This is a genomic window from Pseudoduganella chitinolytica, from assembly GCF_029028125.1.
GTDB lineage: Bacteria > Pseudomonadota > Gammaproteobacteria > Burkholderiales > Burkholderiaceae_D > Rugamonas > Rugamonas chitinolytica.
The window spans coordinates 1,893,351-1,909,104 of record NZ_CP119083.1 but is presented as its reverse complement, the minus strand read 5'-3'; the positions used below and the strand labels follow the sequence as shown (position 1 = coordinate 1,909,104).

Genomic DNA, 15,754 nt, shown 5'->3' with positions numbered 1-15,754 from the left:
TCGGGTACAATGGCAGATTGGTTCAAACGTTCGTTGCCATCTTAGCTACCCACACATGCAATCTCAGCCACTCTCCCGCCTGAACAAGCCCGCCCCCGGCGCGCCTGCCACCTCGTCCGCCCCCGCCCCGAAGGTCGGTTTCGTCTCGCTCGGCTGCCCCAAGGCGCTGGTCGACTCCGAACAGATCCTGACGCAGCTGCGCGCGGAAGGCTACGAGACCGCCAAGTCGTATGACGGCGCCGACCTCGTGATCGTCAACACGTGCGGCTTCATCGACGCGGCCGTCCAGGAATCGCTGGACGCCATCGGCGAGGCGCTGGCGGAAAACGGCAAGGTCATCGTCACCGGCTGCCTGGGCGCCAAGAAGGATACCGACGGCAGTGACCTGATCCAGAAGATCCATCCGAAGGTGCTGGCCGTGACCGGTCCGCACGCGGTGGGCGAGGTGATGGCGTCCGTGCACCTGCACCTGCCGAAGCCCCACGAGCCGTTCATCGACCTGCTGCCGCCGCAAGGCATCAAGCTGACGCCGAAGCATTACGCGTACCTGAAGATCTCGGAAGGCTGCAACCACCGCTGCTCGTTCTGCATCATCCCGTCGATGCGCGGCGACCTGGTGTCGCGTCCCATCGCGGAACTGATGCTGGAAGCGGAAAACCTGTTCAAGGCGGGCGTCAAGGAACTGCTGGTGATCTCGCAGGACACGTCGGCCTACGGCATCGACGTCAAGTTCCGCTCCGGCTTCTGGAACGGCCGCCCCGTCAAGACCCACATGACGCAGCTGACGGAAGCGCTGGGCCAGCTGGCCGCGCAGTACGGCGCGTGGGTGCGCCTGCACTACGTCTACCCGTACCCGCACGTGGACGAGATCATCCCGATGATGAGCGGCGGCCACGTGCTGCCGTACCTGGACATCCCGATGCAGCACGCCCACCCGGAAGTGCTGAAGCGGATGAAGCGTCCGGCTTCCGGCGAGAAGAACCTGGAGCGCATCCTGAAGTGGCGCCAGATGAATCCCGACCTGACGATCCGCTCGACGTTCATCGCCGGCTTCCCGGGCGAGACCGAAGCCGAGTTCGAATACCTGCTGGACTTCCTGAAGGAAGCGCAGATCGACCGCCTGGGCTGCTTCGCCTACTCGCCGGTGGAAGGCGCGACCGCGAACGAGATCGCCAACCCCGTCCCGGAAGAAGTGCGCGAGGAGCGCCGCGGCCGCGTCATGCTGCTGCAGGAAGAGATCTCGAAGAAGCGCTTGCAGGCCAAGGTCGGCAAGACGGTGAAAGTGCTGATCGACGAGCTGACGCCATCGGGCGCCATCGGCCGCTCGGCCGCGGATGCCCCGAGATCGACGGCGTGGTCTACGTCAAGAAGCCGTACGAGCCGCACAAGAAGCTGGCCGTCGGCCAGTTCTTCGACGTCGAGATCACCCGCGCCGACGCGCATGATCTGTGGGGCGAGGCGTAAGCCCGGGGGGCTTACGACGACGCCACACGAGGCAGGGCGAGGCCTGAGTCAGCACTGGAGGCATTGGGGACTGTCCCTGCAAGGGACTGTCCCCGGTTTTCACCAGCGGCTCGAATGAAGTGCCTGTGTCACGGGTTAGAATAAGGCGGACCATCTGGCCCGCCTTTTTCACGCCCACCATGACCGCCAACAAAACCCTGCAAACGACCCTGATCCACCACGACTACGAGCCGCCGCAAGGCTTCGGCGCGTTCCCGCCCGCGATCCACCACGCCAGCACCGTCCTGTTCGACAACGTCGCCGCGCTGCGCTCGGGCGACTGGAAGGACAAGACCGGCTATACCTACGGGCTGCACGGCACGCCCACCACGTTCACGCTGGAAGCGAAGCTGGCCGCCATCGAGGGCGGCACGCACTGCCTGCTGGCGCCCAGCGGGCTGTCGGCCATCACGATGGTGGACCTGGGACTGCTGAAAGCGGGCGACGACGTGCTGCTGCCCGATAACGTGTACCACCCCAGCCGCGTGCTGGGCAACTGGCTGCAGCAGTCGATGGGCATCACGGCGCGCTACTACGATCCGTTGATCGGTGCCGGCATCGCGGCGCTGATCCGGCCCGAGACAAAGCTGGTCTGGACCGAGGCGCCCGGTTCGGTAACGATGGAAGTGCCCGACCTGCCGGCGATCTGCGCCGCCGCGCGCGCCCGTGGCGTGCCGGTCGCACTGGACAACACGTGGTCGGCCGGCGTCGCGCTGCGCGCGTTCGAGCTGGGCGTCGACATCGTCGTGCAGGCCCTGACCAAGTACCAGTCCGGCGGGGCGGACGTGCTGATGGGCGCCGTCATCGTGCGCGACGTGGCGCTGCACGACAAGCTGGCCCTGTCGCACATGCGCCTGGGCCTGGGCGTGGGCGCGGACGACGCGTATCTCGTCATGCGCGGGCTGCCGACATTGAAGCTGCGCTTCGACGCGCACGACGCCGGCGCGCGCACGGTGGCGACATGGCTCAAGGCGCGGCCGGAGATCGCCCGCGTGCTGCACCCGGCCTTCGAGGACTGTCCCGGCCACGCCACCTGGCGGCGCGACTTCACGGGCGCCGGCGGCCTGTTCTCCGTACTGTTCGATGCACGCTACGGCGAAGCGCAGACCGACCGCTTCGTCGACAGCCTGAAGCTGTTCAAGATCGGCTACAGCTGGGGTGGCCCGAACAGCCTGTGCGTGCCTTACCGGATGCAAGGCATGCGCAGCGGCTGGGACGCGGCGGGAACGCTGGTGCGCTTCAACGTGGGCCTGGAGGACCCGGCCGACCTGATCGCCGACATCGAACAGGCGCTGGCCGCACTGGCATATTGAGTTGCGCTATGGCGACGATAGCCCAATACAATCGTCGAACCGATGTTCTTTTGGCCGCACTGGTGCTTTAATGGAAACAGGAGATCGCTGAGCCCACCTACAACAACGGGAGGATGTCATGGACGCTTCGAGGATGGCGGTCGCCATCGCGCTTGTCTTGTCACCGGCACTGGTCTGGACGCAGGAGGGGCGCCGAAGCGTCCCCCGATCCGCCCCAGCAGCCGACCAGCTACGCCAAGGTCGACATCACCGAACCGTTCAACGTCACGCTCGAGCGCATGCGCGCGGCGCGCCCCATCGTCATGAAACGCCAGCAGGAACTGCTGGCGCAGCGCTACGACCTGGCCAACCGGCCGGCACCCGGCGTGACCATGTTTCGCGGCAAACCCGTGCAGGAAGGCGTACGTGTGCGCTTGCCGCGGGGCGTCACGTGGCAGCAGCTGGCCGGCATGAGTCCCGACGACATCCGCAACCGCGACCTGTTCCCGGCCGGGTTCCTGCCGCTGCCGCACCCGAACCATCCGGAAGGCGGCATGCTGTTCCCGCAGTTCCATATCGACGAGGTGGTGCGCCAGGAGGCGCGTGACCTGAACCGCTTCGACCTCGCGTTCGACCTGCCGGACCACGTGCTGCCGGAGTTCCCGGCGCCGATCTTCCTGACCACGCACCCCGAGCTGGGCGACGTCTCGAAGGGCAAGCTGATCACGATCGACAATTTCCATGACACATTCAACGGCATCCTCAATCCGAAGCAGATCGAGGGCCTGCGCCTGCTGCTGACGCCTTTCGCGCAGCAGCAGTTCAACCAGACCGAGGACCGCCGCTCCGTCAAACCCAGCCGGGGCGTGACGTGCTTCGATTGCCACGCCAACGGCCACACCAATGCGTCGACGCACCTGGCCGGCGACATCCGCCCGCAGGAGCTGCGCCACCGCATCGACACGCCGTCGCTGCGGGGCGTCAACGTGCAGCGCCTGTTCGGCTCCCAGCGCGCCTTGAAGACGGTCGAGGACTTCACGGAATTCGAGCAGCGCGCCGCGTACTTCGACGGCGATCCCGTCATCGCGACGAAGAAGGGCGTGAACATCCTGGAGCGGGGCAGCCAGGTGCACTTCATGGGTGAGTTCCAGGCGCTGCTGGACTTCCCGCCGGCACCCAAGCTCAATGTACACGGCAAGCTCGATCCGAAGAAGGCGACGCCGCAGGAGCTGCGCGGCGAGGCCGTCTTCAACGGCAAGGGCCAGTGCGTGAGCTGCCATGCGGCGCCGTACTACACGGACAACCTGATGCACAACCTGAAGACGGAACGCTTCTACAAGACCAAGGTCGTCAACGGCATGAAGATGGTGGGGGACGGCCCGATCAAGACGTTCCCGCTGCGCGGCATCAAGGAATCGCCGCCCTACCTGCACGACGGCCGGCTGCTGACCTTGGAGGATACGGTGGAGTTCTTCAACCTCGTGCTGGAGACGAAGCTGACGGATGGGGAGAAGGCGGACCTGGTGGCGTTCATGCGGGTGCTGTGAGGGGCAATGCGGGCAGGGCCAAGGCAAGCCGTCTGGAAAGCGTGCCGCTGGCGTCTTCCTAAGCCCGAGACCAGGAACTGGGGTCGGACCCGCCGGGTCTGACCCCTGCACGCCGCTTTTGGTTGACTTCATGCGAGCAGCGCGCAGGCAGCATCCTTTACTTGGCGGCGCAGGAGTCGGTCCCGCGAAGACGGAACAAGCCCCCAACCTCAAATCGGCTCGTTGTTACCCAGCGTCACCCAGCCGCGAATCAGGCGGTAGGCTTTCCACAGCCATGCGCCGCCCCACACGAGGTAGGCCAGCGGGATGCCGATGATCGTCATGAACAGCGCACCGCCGACCACCATCCAGATCAGGTACCACCAGAACGAGCGGATCTGCCAGTCGTGATGGCTGTGGACGAACGTGCCGGCCGTCTCGCCGCGCTTGACGTAGTTCAGGATCAGCGGAATGAACGAGAACGCGCCGAGGGTGAAGATGAAGCTGACGCCATGGGCCAGGTACAGCCACCACGCCCAGCTCTTGGCGCCGTCGGTACGCGCGTCGAATACGATGTCCTGAGCCATATGCACTCCCTCTGTGTTGAACTGAAAGCCATACTATAGCAATTCTGCCAAGAACTGCACGCGGCTCTCGCAACTCAGTCGCCGCTGGAGGCATATTCCGCCGCGGCCTTGGCGGCCCACAGCGCTTCCTTCTGCGACGGGTAAGGTTCGTCGTAGCCGTCCAGGGTCCCGTCGTCGCCGACAAACCAGACCGACCAGCCGTTGGCGTCGGGCCGGATGGCGATATCGTCCGGCTGGCACAGCGCGGCGACCTCCTCGCCCGGGTCCAGCGTGACAATGCGGGTGCGGCGGTGCAGGATCGTGGTGGACATACGGCCTCCTTCGGTAGTCAAGGGTACTGGCGCAGGTAGGCCAGCAGGTTGGCGATCTGGCGCTCGTCGCGGATGCCCCAGAAGCGCATCTTGGTGCCGGGCACCATGTCGTCCGGATCGCGCAGGAAGCGCGCCAGCGCGGCCTCGTCCCAGACGATGCCCGAACGCTTCAGCGCGGGCGAATAGGCATAATCGCCCGTGGCGCCGGCACGCCGTCCGACGATGCCGTTCAGGTGCGGGCCGAACACGGCACGGGCCGACGGCCCGACCTGGTGGCACGACGCGCACTTGCGGAATGCGCCGGCGCCGGCGGCGGGGTCGCCCGGCGGCGTGGCGGCAAGCAGCGGTAAGGGCAGGGCGATCGACATGGCAAGCAGGATGGACGTGGCAGGGCGGAGCATGGCGTCATTATAGGCACTTGTGGCAGGCGCGGGTCGCGCGCTGGCGCGCGTGCGACGCGGCGGCGCCGGCGCTGGTAAAGTCGGGTTCGCATGTTGACCGACGATCAAGACCCGCATGAACACGAAGAGCCTCACCTGGAACGTCAAGACGCTGGCCGCCTGGCTGGCCGTCACCTTCATCGCCGCCGCGCTGGGCGCCTGGGCCTCGCGCGACGCGCCGGAATTCTACGGGCAGCTCGTCAAGCCCGACTGGGCCCCGCCCACGGGCGTGTTCGGCCCCGTCTGGACGCTGCTGTACCTGGCGATGGGCGTGGCCGCGTGGCTGGTCTGGAAGCTGCGCGGCTGGCGCACTGCGCCGCGCACGCTCATCCTCTATCTGGTCCAGCTGGCCGCCAATGCGCTGTGGAGCTGGCTGTTCTTCGGCTGGCACCTGGGCGCCGCCGCGTTTGGGGAAGTGATCGTCCTGTGGCTGCTGGTGCTGGCCACGACGGTGTGCTTCTGGCGCGCCCGTCGCGTGGCCGGCGTGCTGCTGTTGCCTTACCTGGCCTGGGTCACGTTCGCCAGCGCGCTGACGTATGCCGTGTGGCAGCGTAATCCGCAGCTGCTGGGGGTGTGACGGCACCAAGGGTCTGTCCCCAAAGGGGACTGACCCTGAACTTGTGCATGCGCTATCGAAGCGCGTCTGGACTTCATGGTCAGTCCCTAGCAGGGACAGACCTCATCAGGCCAGCAGGTTCAGGATCCCGTCCAGCCCCACGAAGTTGAGTGCCGCGGTCGCCTGCTGGCGCACCACCGGCTTGGCCCGGAACGCCACGGACAGCCCGGCGATACTCATCATTTCCAGGTCGTTGGCGCCGTCGCCCATGACGATCGCCTCGGCCGGCGTGATGCCCAGGCCCGCGCACACGTGTTCGACGGCCGCGCGCTTGGCGGCGGCGTCGACGATCCCGCCCAGCACCTTGCCCGTCAGCTTGCCGTCGACGATCTCGAGCTGGTTGGCCTGCGTGTAGTCGAGCTTGAGCTGGCTCTTCAGCCGGTCCGTGAAGTAGGTAAAACCGCCCGACACCAGGAGCGTCTTCAGGCCGGCCGCCTGCACGGCCTGCAGCATCCGCTCGGCGCCCGGCGACAGGCGCAGGCGCTCGTCGTACACGCGTTGCAGCGCACCCGCATCCAGGCCCTCGAGCAGCGCCACGCGGCGGCGCAGGCTTTCGGCGAAATCGAGCTCGCCGCGCATGGCCGCTTCCGTGATCGCCGAAACCTGCGGTTTCAGGCCCTGCATGTCGGCGATCTCGTCGATGCATTCGATCGTGATCAGCGTGGAATCCATGTCCATCGCGACCAGGCGGAAGTCGTCCAGGCGGTGCCGGCCCATCATGTAGGTGGCGTCCAGCTGGGCGGCGTGGGCGGCCACCTCGATCGTCTGGCGCAGTGCGGGCGAGAAGGCGATGCCCTCGCAGCGCACGGCGTTGGCGGAGATGCGGGTGATGCTGTGGGGGGCTGTCAGCGCGGCGATGCGCTCGGCGCGGTCCAGGCATTCGCCCTCGCCCTGCAGGACGAGGTTCATCGTGAAATCTTTGGCTTGGGTCATCAGTGGCAGTGAGTTGGGTCAGGCGGTCAGCTGTTTGATCGCGGTCTTGATCTGCGCCACGCGCGCCGGCAGGTCCGGCATGCTGGCGGTGATCTTCAGTTTGTCCTGCCCATTGAGCTTGATGTGGCGGTTCTTCTGGATCAGGGTGATGATGCGCATCGGGTCGATGGGCGGTTTCGGCATGAACTGCAGGTTCGCTGCTTCGCCATGCGCGTCAATTTTAACAATTCCCACGGTCTTGGCGGCAATGCGCAGCCGGTGCGTCTCGATCAGCGCCTTGGCGGGATCGGGCAGCTTGCCGAAACGGTCGATCAGCTCCTCCTGCAGGCCGTCGATCGCTTCCTGCGACGTGCAGTTGGCAAGGCGCTTGTAGATCGACAGGCGCTCGTGCACGTCGCCGCAGAAGTCGGCCGGCAGCAGCGCCGGCACGTGCAGGTTGATCTCCGTGGTAGTGGACAGCGGTGCGGCCAGGTCGGGCTCCTTGCCCGCCTTGAGCGAGCGTACCGCTTCGTTCAGCATGTCGGTGTACAGCTGGAAGCCCACTTCCAGCATCTCGCCGGACTGGCTTTCGCCCAGCACCTCGCCGGCGCCGCGGATCTCCAGGTCGTGCATGGCCAGGTAGAAGCCGCTGCCCAGTTCCTCCATCTGCTGGATCGCGTCCAGGCGGCGCTGCGCCTGCTTCGACAGGCTTTGCACGTCGGTCACCAGCAGGTAGGCATAGGCCTGGTGGTGCGAGCGGCCCACGCGCCCGCGCAGCTGGTGCAGCTGGGCCAGGCCGAACTTGTCGGCCCGGTGCATGATGATGGTGTTCGCCGTCGGCACGTCGATGCCGGTCTCGATGATCGTCGTGCACAACAGGATGTTGTAGCGCTGCGCCACGAAGTCGCGCATGACCTTCTCCAGGTCGCGCTCGTGCATCTGGCCGTGCGCCACGGCGATGCGCGCCTCGGGCAGCAGTTCCGTCAGCTGCGCCAGGCGGTTCTGGATCGTCTCGACCTCGTTGTGCAGGAAGTACACCTGGCCGCCGCGCTTCAGTTCGCGCAGCACGGCCTCGCGGATGATCGATTCGCCTTCGCTGCGCACGAACGTCTTGATGGCCAGGCGCTTTTGCGGCGCGGTGGCGATGACGGAGAAGTCGCGCAGGCCTTCCAGCGCCATGCCGAGCGTGCGCGGGATCGGCGTGGCGGTCAGCGTCAGCACGTCCACCTCGGCGCGCAGCGACTTCAGCGCTTCCTTCTGGCGCACGCCGAAGCGGTGCTCCTCGTCGATGATGACGAGGCCGAGGCGGGTGAACTTGACGTCCTCCGACAGCAGTTTATGGGTGCCGATGACGATGTCGAGCGTGCCGTCCGCCATGCCCTTGATGGCGGTGGCGATCTCCTTGCCGGTGCGAAAGCGCGACATCTCGGCGATCTTCACGGGCCAGTCGGCGAAGCGGTCGGCGAACGTCTGCGCATGCTGCTCGGCCAACAGGGTGGTGGGGGCCAGGATCGCGACCTGCTTGCCGCCCATGACGGCGATGAAGGCGGCGCGCAGCGCCACTTCGGTCTTGCCGAAGCCGACGTCGCCGCACACCAGCCGGTCCATCGGCTTACCCGACGTCATGTCCTTGATGACGTTCAGGATGGCCGCGGCCTGGTCCGGCGTCTCGTCGAAGCCGAAGCTCTCGGCGAAGCGCTCGTAGTCGTGCGACGAGTATTCGAACGCGTGGCCCTGGCGCGCCGCACGGCGGGCATACAGGTTCAGGAGCTCGGCCGCCGTGTCGCGCACTTGTTCGGCCGCCTTCTTCTTGGCCTTCTCCCACTGGCCCGAGCCCAGCGCGTGCAGCGGCGCATCCTCGGGCGCGCCGCCGGAGTAGCGCGAGATCACGTGCAGCTGCGACACCGGCACGTACAGCTTGGTGTCCTTGGCGTACTCCAGGTGCAGGAACTCGGTCTCGCCTTCGCCCAGGTCCATGCTGACGAGGCCCATGTAGCGGCCGATGCCATGGTTGATGTGCACGACCGGGTCGCCGATCTTCAGCTCCGACAGGTCGCGCACCATCGACTCGACCTGCGTCACCGCCTCCTGCTTCTTCTTGCCGACGCGGCGGCCGGAGCCCGCGTACAGCTCGGTCTCCGTGATGAACGCCAGCGGCTGGTCCAGCGCGAGTTCGAAGCCCTGCTGCAGGGGCGCGACACCCAGCGCGAACGGCGCCTCGGACGCCAGGAAGCCTTCGTAGCCTTCCACCAGCGCGGGCTGCAGGCCGAACTCGGCGAAGTACTGCTGCAAGGTCTCGCGCCGGCCGTTCGAGTCGGCGCACATCATCACGCGCCGGCCCGTCTGCTGCAGGTAGGCACGCAGGTTGATGAGCGGGTCGTCCAGGTGGCGGTTGACGGCCACGTTGGGAATCGGCGCGGACAGCTCGGACGGCGCGCCATCCGTATCGCGGCCAATGGCCACGCGGGCATGGTGCTTGGCGCACGTGAAGAATGCCTCGTCGCGCAGGAAAATCGATTCGGGCGGCAGCAGCGGCCGTTCGCGGTCGGACTTCAGGAACTTGTAGCGCGACTCCGTGTCGGCCCAGAAGCGGCGGATGGCCCCGTCGATGTCGCCCACCAGCGCCAGCGCGGCGCCTTCGGGCAGGTAGTCGAACAGCGTCGCGGTGTCGTCGAAGAACAGCGGCAGGTAGTACTCGATGCCGGCCGACGCGATGCCGCTGCTGATGTCCTTGTACACCACGGCGCGCGACGGATCGCCCTCGAACGTCTCGCGCCAGCGGCTGCGGAACGTCGTGCGCGCCGCCTCGTCCATCGGGAACTCGCGCCCCGGCAGCAGGCGCACTTCCTTGACGGGGTACAGCGAACGCTGGGTGTCGGCATCGAACGTGCGGATCGATTCGATCGTGTCGCCGAACAGGTCGAGGCGGTACGGCAGCGCGGAACCCATCGGGAACAGGTCGATCAGGCCGCCGCGCACGGAGTATTCGCCGGGCGACATCACCTGCGTCACGTGGGTATAGCCGGCCAGGGTCAATTGCGACTTCAGCGCCGCCTCGTCCAGCGCTTCGCCTTGCTTGAAGAAGAACGTGTAGGCGGCCAGGAACGAGGGCGGCGCCATGCGCACCAGCGCCGTGGTGGCGGGCACGATCATCACGTCGCACTGGCCGCTGCGGATTTCATGCAGGGTGGCCAGGCGCTCCGACACCAGATCCTGGTGCGGCGAGAACGCGTCGTACGGCAGCGTTTCCCAGTCCGGCAGCAGGTGGCAGCGCAGGTTCGCCGCGAACCAGGGGATCTCGGCCAGCAGGCGTTGGCCGTCGCTGGCCTGGGCCACGATCACGGCCAGCATCTGGCCCCGGCTCTTCAACGCCAGCGCGGCCTGGGCCAGCGCCCAGGCGTCGGCGGAACCATACAACGCCGGCAGCACGAAACGGTTGCCGGGCTTGGGGAGGGCTTTGTTCAGGTCGAAAGGCATGCAGGCGAGGCGGCAGACGAAAGGGCTAGGGACCGGGCGATTTCCCTCTTGGGGGCCGGGCCCGGCGGTCGTCGTCATTATAGTCGAAGCGGTTTTCCCGCGTCGCCGGGCCCCGGGTCAGCCGCTGCAGCGCAGCAGTACGGCCGTGACGTTGTCGCGGCTGCCGTCGGCCAGCGCCTGCGCCACGAGCGCGGCGCAGCAGTCGTGCAGGTTGTCGTCGCGGGCCGTGGCCAGGATGGCGGCGAGGTCGGCCGGAGCGGTCTCGCCGTGCAGGCCGTCGCTGCACAGCAGGTACAGATCCCCGGGCAGCACCGGCTGCACCAGCAGCTCCGGCTGTACGGCCGGTCCGGGCCCCAGCGCCTGCAACAGCAGGTTGCGGCCGGGAAGGGCAGTCGTGCGGCCCGCGTCCAGCGCCTGCTGGTACAGCGTCTGGTCGCGCGTCAGCTGCGCCAGGCGGCCGGCGCGCAGCAGGTACAGGCGGCTGTCGCCCACGTGGCCGACGTAGGCGGGACCGTCCAGTACCGGCCGCCACAGCACTGTCAGCGTGGTGCCCATGCCGGTGCCGTCGGCGCGGCCGCGCGCCACGTTGGCCTGGTATAGATGGGCATTGGCCTGCGCGACGGCCGCGGCCAGCGTGTGCAGCGGCGCGCCGCCATGCGCTCCCGGGGCGAACGTGTCGTCGGCGCCATGCCCGGCCGTGTCCAGGAAGCCGCGCAAGACGTCGAGCGCCATGGCGCTGGCCAGCGCGCCATCGGCGTGGCCGCCCATGCCGTCCGCCACCGCCAGCAGGCCCAGCTCGGGCGCAAGCAGGAAACGGTCCTCGTTCGTCGCGCGAAATGGGCCGGTTGCCGTGATGGCGCAGGCGCTGCCGCCGGCCAGCGTGCCGTGCTGCGCTGTCGACGAAGGCGGTTGGCTGGCCATGGCGCTCCCGCGGACGGTCAGTCGCCCGGCGGCGGCGGGTGCTGCGGCGGCTGCGGCGCGCCGGTCGGCTGCGGCACGATGTTCGACGCGGGCGCACCGGGCGTGACGGGAATCACCGGCGGGGTGGCGGGGGCCGTGGCAGGCGCCGCGCCTTCGGCCGGCACGGGTTGCGGCGCCGCGTCGCCCAGGTCGATGCCCTTGACCGTCGGGTCGTTGGCGTACTCCTCGTAGATCCAGTCGCCGTCCAGCTGTACCACCCCTTCCGGCACCGGGCGCTCCAGCGCTGGGCGCTTGGCCAGCGCGACCTTCATGTAGTCGATCCAGATCGGCAGCGCCAGCGACGAGCCGAACTCGCGGCTGCCCAGCGATTTCGGATCGTCGTAGCCCATCCACGCCACCGCGACGATGCCGCCGCCGTAACCGCCGAACCAGCCATCCACCGCGTCCGTCGTCGTGCCGGTCTTGCCGGCGATGTCGGTGCGGCCCAGGCGCTGCCACGCCGCTGCGCCGGTGCCGCTGCGCGCCACGTCGCGCATCATGCTGTCGACGACGAAGGCGTTGCGACTGTCCAGCACGCGGTTGGCTTCATCCGGTCGTGTCGGCGCGGGGCCGGCCTTGAGCAGCTTGCCGCTGGCGTCCTCGATGCGGGCGATCAGGTAAGGCTGCACGCGGTAGCCGCCGTTGGCGAAGACGGAGTACGCGCCGGCCAGCTGCTGCGCCGTGACGGCGCCCGTGCCGAGGGCCATCGTCAGGTTCTGCGGATGCTTCGCCAGGTCGAAGCCGAAGCGGCCCAGGAACTCGTGCGCATACGGCACGCCGACAGCGTTCAGGATGCGCACCGACGGCACGTTCTTCGACTTGGTCAGCGCCGTGCGCATGGTGATCGGGCCGTCGAACTGGAAGTCGTCGTTCTGCGGGCGCCACGGCTCGCCATTGGCGCCGCCCGGCAGCTCGAGGGGCACGTCGTTGATCAGGGTGGCGGGCGAATAGCCTTTTTCCACGGCGGCGGCATAGACGAACGGCTTCAGGGTCGATCCCGGCTGGCGCCATGCCTGCGTCACGTGGTTGAATTTCTGCAGGTTGTAGTCGAAGCCGCCCACCATCGCATGGTAGGCGCCCGTGCTGGCGTCGATCGACACGAACGCGGCGGCCACGGTCGGCACCTGCGTGATGGCCCAGCGGTCCTTCGCATCCTTCGAGACGCGGATGACGGCGCCTGGGCGCAGCCGGATGCTCTCCTTGGCCTTGGCCGACAAGGCGTTGGCCGCCAGCTTCAGGCCGTCGCCCTTGACGACGATGTCCTCGCCGTCGGCCGTTTCGACGCGCACTTCCTTGGCCGTGGCACTCAGTACGACAGCGGGGATCAGGCCGTCGCTGGACGGGCGCTTTTCCAGTGCCGCGTCGATGGCCTCGTCGCGTTCCTCGCCTTCTTCCGGCAGTTCGATGAAGGCTTCCGGGCCACGGTAGCCGTGCCGCTGGTCGTAGGCAATGACGTTGCGGCGCACCGATTCGTACGCGGCGTTCTGGTCGGCCGACAGGATGGTCGTGCGCACGACGATGCCGCGCGTATACGCTTCCTCGTTGAACTCGGCGACAGCGGCCTGGCGCGCCAGCTCGGCCACGTATTCGGCATGGGTGTCGAATTCTTGGCCGCGGTCGTTGACGCGGATGGTCTCCTGGACGGCCGCGTCGTACTGCTCCTGGGTGATGTAGTCGATGTCCAGCAGGCGGCGCAGCACCACTTCCTGGCGCGCCTTGGCGCGCTTGAAGTTGACGACGGGGTTGTGGCGCGCGGGATTCTTCGGCAAGCCCGCCAGCATCGCCATCTCGGCGATCGACAGTTCCTTCAGCGACTTGCCGAAATAGACCTGGGCGGCGCCGGCAAAGCCGAACGAGCGTTGCCCCAGGTAGATCTGGTTCATGTACAGCTCGAGGATCTGGTCCTTCGTCAGCGCGTCCTCGATCTTGTAGGTCAGCATCACCTCGTTGAGCTTGCGCGACAGGACTTTCTCGCGCGTCAGGAAGAAGTTGCGCGCGACCTGCATCGAGATCGTCGAGCCGCCTTGCCGGAAGCCGCCGGCCAGGTTGGCCTTCATGGCGCCCAGCATGCGTACCCAGTCGATGCCGGCGTGGTCGTAGAAACGCGTGTCCTCGATGGCCAGCACGCTCTTCTTCATCATCTCGGGAATCTGGTCGATCGGCACGAAGTCGCGGTGCTCCTCGCCGAACTCGCCGATCAGCACATTGTCGGCCGTGTAGATGCGCAGTGGGATCTTCGGCTTGTAGTCCGTCACGGCCTCCAGCGACGGCAGCCGCGGCTTCACGATCAGGAACAGGTAGGCCAGCAGCGCCAGGGCGGCCAGCAGGCCGGCGGCGCCAACGAACAGCAGGCCGCGCACGGCGTTGCGGCGGTTGATCCAGGTAGTCTTCAAGTGATTGGTTTCCAAGGTTGCAAGACCGGGCCATTATAGTGCAGTCGCGCCGGCCGGCCGGCGCGCTCTTGCGGAACCATCGGTAAGTGTCGTATCTTGATAGAAATTCTTCAGGCTGGGGTCCGGCAGTGGCGCACGACATCTCGCAAACAGTATCAGACAACGTGGGGAAGGGGCTCGAGGCCCCGCAGTGCACCCGGGGCGGGGCGGGCGGCGTCGACTGCGACGTCCTCGTCGTCGGCGGGGGGATCAACGGCGCCGGCATCGCGCGCGACGCCGCCGGGCGCGGCCTGTGCGTGGCGTTGTGCGAACAGGACGACCTGGCCGCGCACACGTCGTCGGCCGCCACCAAGCTCGTTCACGGGGGCATGCGCGACCTGGAATACCTCCGCTTCGCCCTGGTGCGCAAGGCGTTGGCCGAGCGCGAGGTGCTGATGCGCGCCGCCCCGCACATCATGTGGCCCATGCGTTTCGTCATGCCCCACGGGCCAGGCCAGCGCGGCGCGCCGCTGCTACGGGCCGGCCTGTTCCTGTACGACCGCCTGGCGCGGCGCCAGTTGCTGCCCGGCGCCCATGCCGTGCGGCTGGCGTGCCATCCGGCCGGCCGCCCCCTGCAACCGCGCTTCACCGGTGCGTTCGTGTATGCCGACAGCTGGATCGACGATGCCCGCCTGGTCGTGCTGAACGCGATGGATGCGGCGCAGAAGGGCGCCTGCATCCTGACGCGCACCCGCTGCACGGCGGCGCGGCGGGTCGGCGGAATCTGGCACGTCACGCTGCGCCGGGCTGACGGCAGCAGCAAGGACATCACGGCCCGCGCGCTCGTCAACGCGGCGGGGCCCTGGACGGGCCGCCTGCTCGGGCAAGCGCTGGGCCGGCCCGTGCCGGCCGGGCTGCGCTTCGTCAAGGGCAGCCACATCGTCGTGCGGCGGGTCTGCGAGCACGATCACGCGTACCTGTTCCAGCACACGGATGGCCGTGTCGTCTTCGCCATCCCGTACGAGCGCGAATTCACGCTGATCGGCACCACCGACGTGGCGTACACGGGCGACCCGGCCGCCGCCGCCGTCGACGCCGGCGAGATCGACTACCTGTGCGACGCGGCCAGCACCTATTTCCGCGCACCGGTGCGTCCGGCGGACGTGGTGTGGCGCTACGCCGGCGTGCACCCGCTGCTGGAAGACGACGCGCGCGACGCCAGGGGCGCACGCGACTATCGGCTGGCACTGGATGCGGATCCGGAGGGGGCGCCGCTGCTGTCCGTCTTCGGCGGCAAGCTGACCACGTACCGCAAGCTGGCCGAGGAAGCCGTGGACCAGCTGTGCCGCAGGCTGGGGCGACCCGCGCCGGCATGGACGGAGCACGCCTGCCTGCCGGGCGGCGACCTGTTCGGCGCCCAGCCGCAGAACCGCGCCGTGCTGGAATTCGACGCCTGGAGCTCGAGCATGCAGGTGCACTATGCGTTCCTCGAGCCGTCCTTGGTACGGCGTTACGCGCGCGCCTACGGCACCCGCATCCACACGCTGTTGCGCGGGCGCACGGATGGCGCCGCGATGGGCGAGGAGATCCTGCCGGGATTGTACGAGGCGGAGGTGGCGTACCTGCGCCGGCACGAGTGGGCGCAGACGGCCGAGGACGTCCTGTGGCGGCGCTCGAAGCTGGGGTTGCATCTGGCGCCGGAGGCGGTGGCGACGCTGCAGGCCTGGCTGGACGCGCACCCCTGACGCCCGAGTGCCT

Annotated in this window: 11 protein-coding genes and 1 pseudogene; 5 read left to right on the top strand and 7 right to left on the bottom strand. The window is 67.8% G+C overall.

Annotated features, from left to right (window positions below; all coding sequences use genetic code 11):
- Positions 1-55 precede the first annotated feature (55 nt).
- From rimO to PX653_RS08310, 3 genes and pseudogenes are all read left to right on the top strand, one after another.
- A pseudogene (gene rimO, locus PX653_RS08320) lies at positions 56-1,464 on the top strand (30S ribosomal protein S12 methylthiotransferase RimO).
- A gap of 179 nt (positions 1,465-1,643) precedes the next feature.
- Positions 1,644-2,816, top strand: coding sequence for a cystathionine beta-lyase (locus PX653_RS08315; protein ID WP_277417425.1), 1,173 nt, complete (start codon positions 1,644-1,646; stop codon positions 2,814-2,816).
- 152 nt (positions 2,817-2,968) lie between these two features.
- The gene (locus tag PX653_RS08310) at positions 2,969-4,342 is read left to right on the top strand and encodes a hypothetical protein (RefSeq protein ID WP_277417424.1); all 1,374 of its coding nucleotides are present in this window, start codon (positions 2,969-2,971) and stop codon (positions 4,340-4,342) included.
- A 209-nt stretch (positions 4,343-4,551) separates the two neighbouring features.
- Here PX653_RS08310 and PX653_RS08305 read toward each other — a convergent pair whose 3' ends face one another.
- From PX653_RS08305 to PX653_RS08295, 3 genes are all read right to left on the bottom strand, one after another.
- Positions 4,552-4,908: a DUF4870 family protein gene (locus tag PX653_RS08305; protein ID WP_277417423.1), complete on the bottom strand. Its 357-nt coding sequence runs from the start codon at positions 4,906-4,908 to the stop codon at positions 4,552-4,554.
- A gap of 74 nt (positions 4,909-4,982) precedes the next feature.
- The gene (locus PX653_RS08300; RefSeq protein ID WP_277417422.1) at positions 4,983-5,219 is read right to left on the bottom strand and encodes a hypothetical protein; all 237 of its coding nucleotides are present in this window, start codon (positions 5,217-5,219) and stop codon (positions 4,983-4,985) included.
- Positions 5,220-5,236: 17 nt separating this feature from the next.
- Positions 5,237-5,620: a c-type cytochrome gene (locus PX653_RS08295; protein ID WP_277417421.1), complete on the bottom strand. Its 384-nt coding sequence runs from the start codon at positions 5,618-5,620 to the stop codon at positions 5,237-5,239.
- 115 nt (positions 5,621-5,735) lie between these two features.
- Here PX653_RS08295 and PX653_RS08290 point away from each other — a divergent pair, with 115 nt between their 5' ends.
- A complete protein-coding gene (locus tag PX653_RS08290) occupies positions 5,736-6,236 on the top strand; it encodes a TspO/MBR family protein (RefSeq protein ID WP_277417420.1) in 501 nt (166 codons plus the stop codon).
- A 105-nt stretch (positions 6,237-6,341) separates the two neighbouring features.
- Here the strand turns inward: PX653_RS08290 and serB are convergent, their stop codons facing one another.
- The 4 genes from serB to PX653_RS08270 all read right to left on the bottom strand — a co-directional run bounded on the left by serB (position 6,342) and on the right by PX653_RS08270 (position 14,017).
- A complete protein-coding gene (serB, locus tag PX653_RS08285; protein ID WP_277417419.1) occupies positions 6,342-7,184 on the bottom strand; it encodes a phosphoserine phosphatase SerB in 843 nt (280 codons plus the stop codon).
- A gap of 42 nt (positions 7,185-7,226) precedes the next feature.
- On the bottom strand, positions 7,227-10,664 hold the full coding sequence (gene mfd, locus PX653_RS08280) for a transcription-repair coupling factor (protein WP_277417418.1): 3,438 nt from the start codon (positions 10,662-10,664) through the stop codon (positions 7,227-7,229).
- A gap of 117 nt (positions 10,665-10,781) precedes the next feature.
- On the bottom strand, positions 10,782-11,585 hold the full coding sequence (locus tag PX653_RS08275; protein WP_277417417.1) for a PP2C family protein-serine/threonine phosphatase: 804 nt from the start codon (positions 11,583-11,585) through the stop codon (positions 10,782-10,784).
- A gap of 17 nt (positions 11,586-11,602) precedes the next feature.
- Positions 11,603-14,017 carry a penicillin-binding protein 1A gene (locus PX653_RS08270; RefSeq protein WP_277417416.1) on the bottom strand — a complete coding sequence of 805 codons (2,415 nt, stop codon included), beginning with the start codon at positions 14,015-14,017 and terminating at the stop codon, positions 11,603-11,605.
- 164 nt (positions 14,018-14,181) lie between these two features.
- Between PX653_RS08270 and glpD the strand changes: the two genes are divergently transcribed.
- Positions 14,182-15,741: a glycerol-3-phosphate dehydrogenase gene (gene glpD / locus PX653_RS08265; protein WP_277417415.1), complete on the top strand. Its 1,560-nt coding sequence runs from the start codon at positions 14,182-14,184 to the stop codon at positions 15,739-15,741.
- The last annotated feature ends 13 nt before the right edge of the window (positions 15,742-15,754 follow it).

Excerpts from the sequence above, each read along its gene's own strand:
- PX653_RS08295 (WP_277417421.1), bottom strand. The coding sequence starts at position 5,620 with ATGCTCCGCCCTGCCACGTCCATCCTGCTTGCCATGTCGATCGCCCTG.
- mfd (WP_277417418.1), bottom strand. The coding sequence starts at position 10,664 with ATGCCTTTCGACCTGAACAAAGCCCTCCCCAAGCCCGGCAACCGTTTC.
- PX653_RS08290 (WP_277417420.1), top strand. The coding sequence starts at position 5,736 with ATGAACACGAAGAGCCTCACCTGGAACGTCAAGACGCTGGCCGCCTGG.
- PX653_RS08305 (WP_277417423.1), bottom strand. The coding sequence starts at position 4,908 with ATGGCTCAGGACATCGTATTCGACGCGCGTACCGACGGCGCCAAGAGC.
- serB (WP_277417419.1), bottom strand. The coding sequence starts at position 7,184 with ATGAACCTCGTCCTGCAGGGCGAGGGCGAATGCCTGGACCGCGCCGAG.
- PX653_RS08300 (WP_277417422.1), bottom strand. The coding sequence starts at position 5,219 with ATGTCCACCACGATCCTGCACCGCCGCACCCGCATTGTCACGCTGGAC.
- PX653_RS08315 (WP_277417425.1), top strand. The coding sequence starts at position 1,644 with ATGACCGCCAACAAAACCCTGCAAACGACCCTGATCCACCACGACTAC.
- PX653_RS08275 (WP_277417417.1), bottom strand. The coding sequence starts at position 11,585 with ATGGCCAGCCAACCGCCTTCGTCGACAGCGCAGCACGGCACGCTGGCC.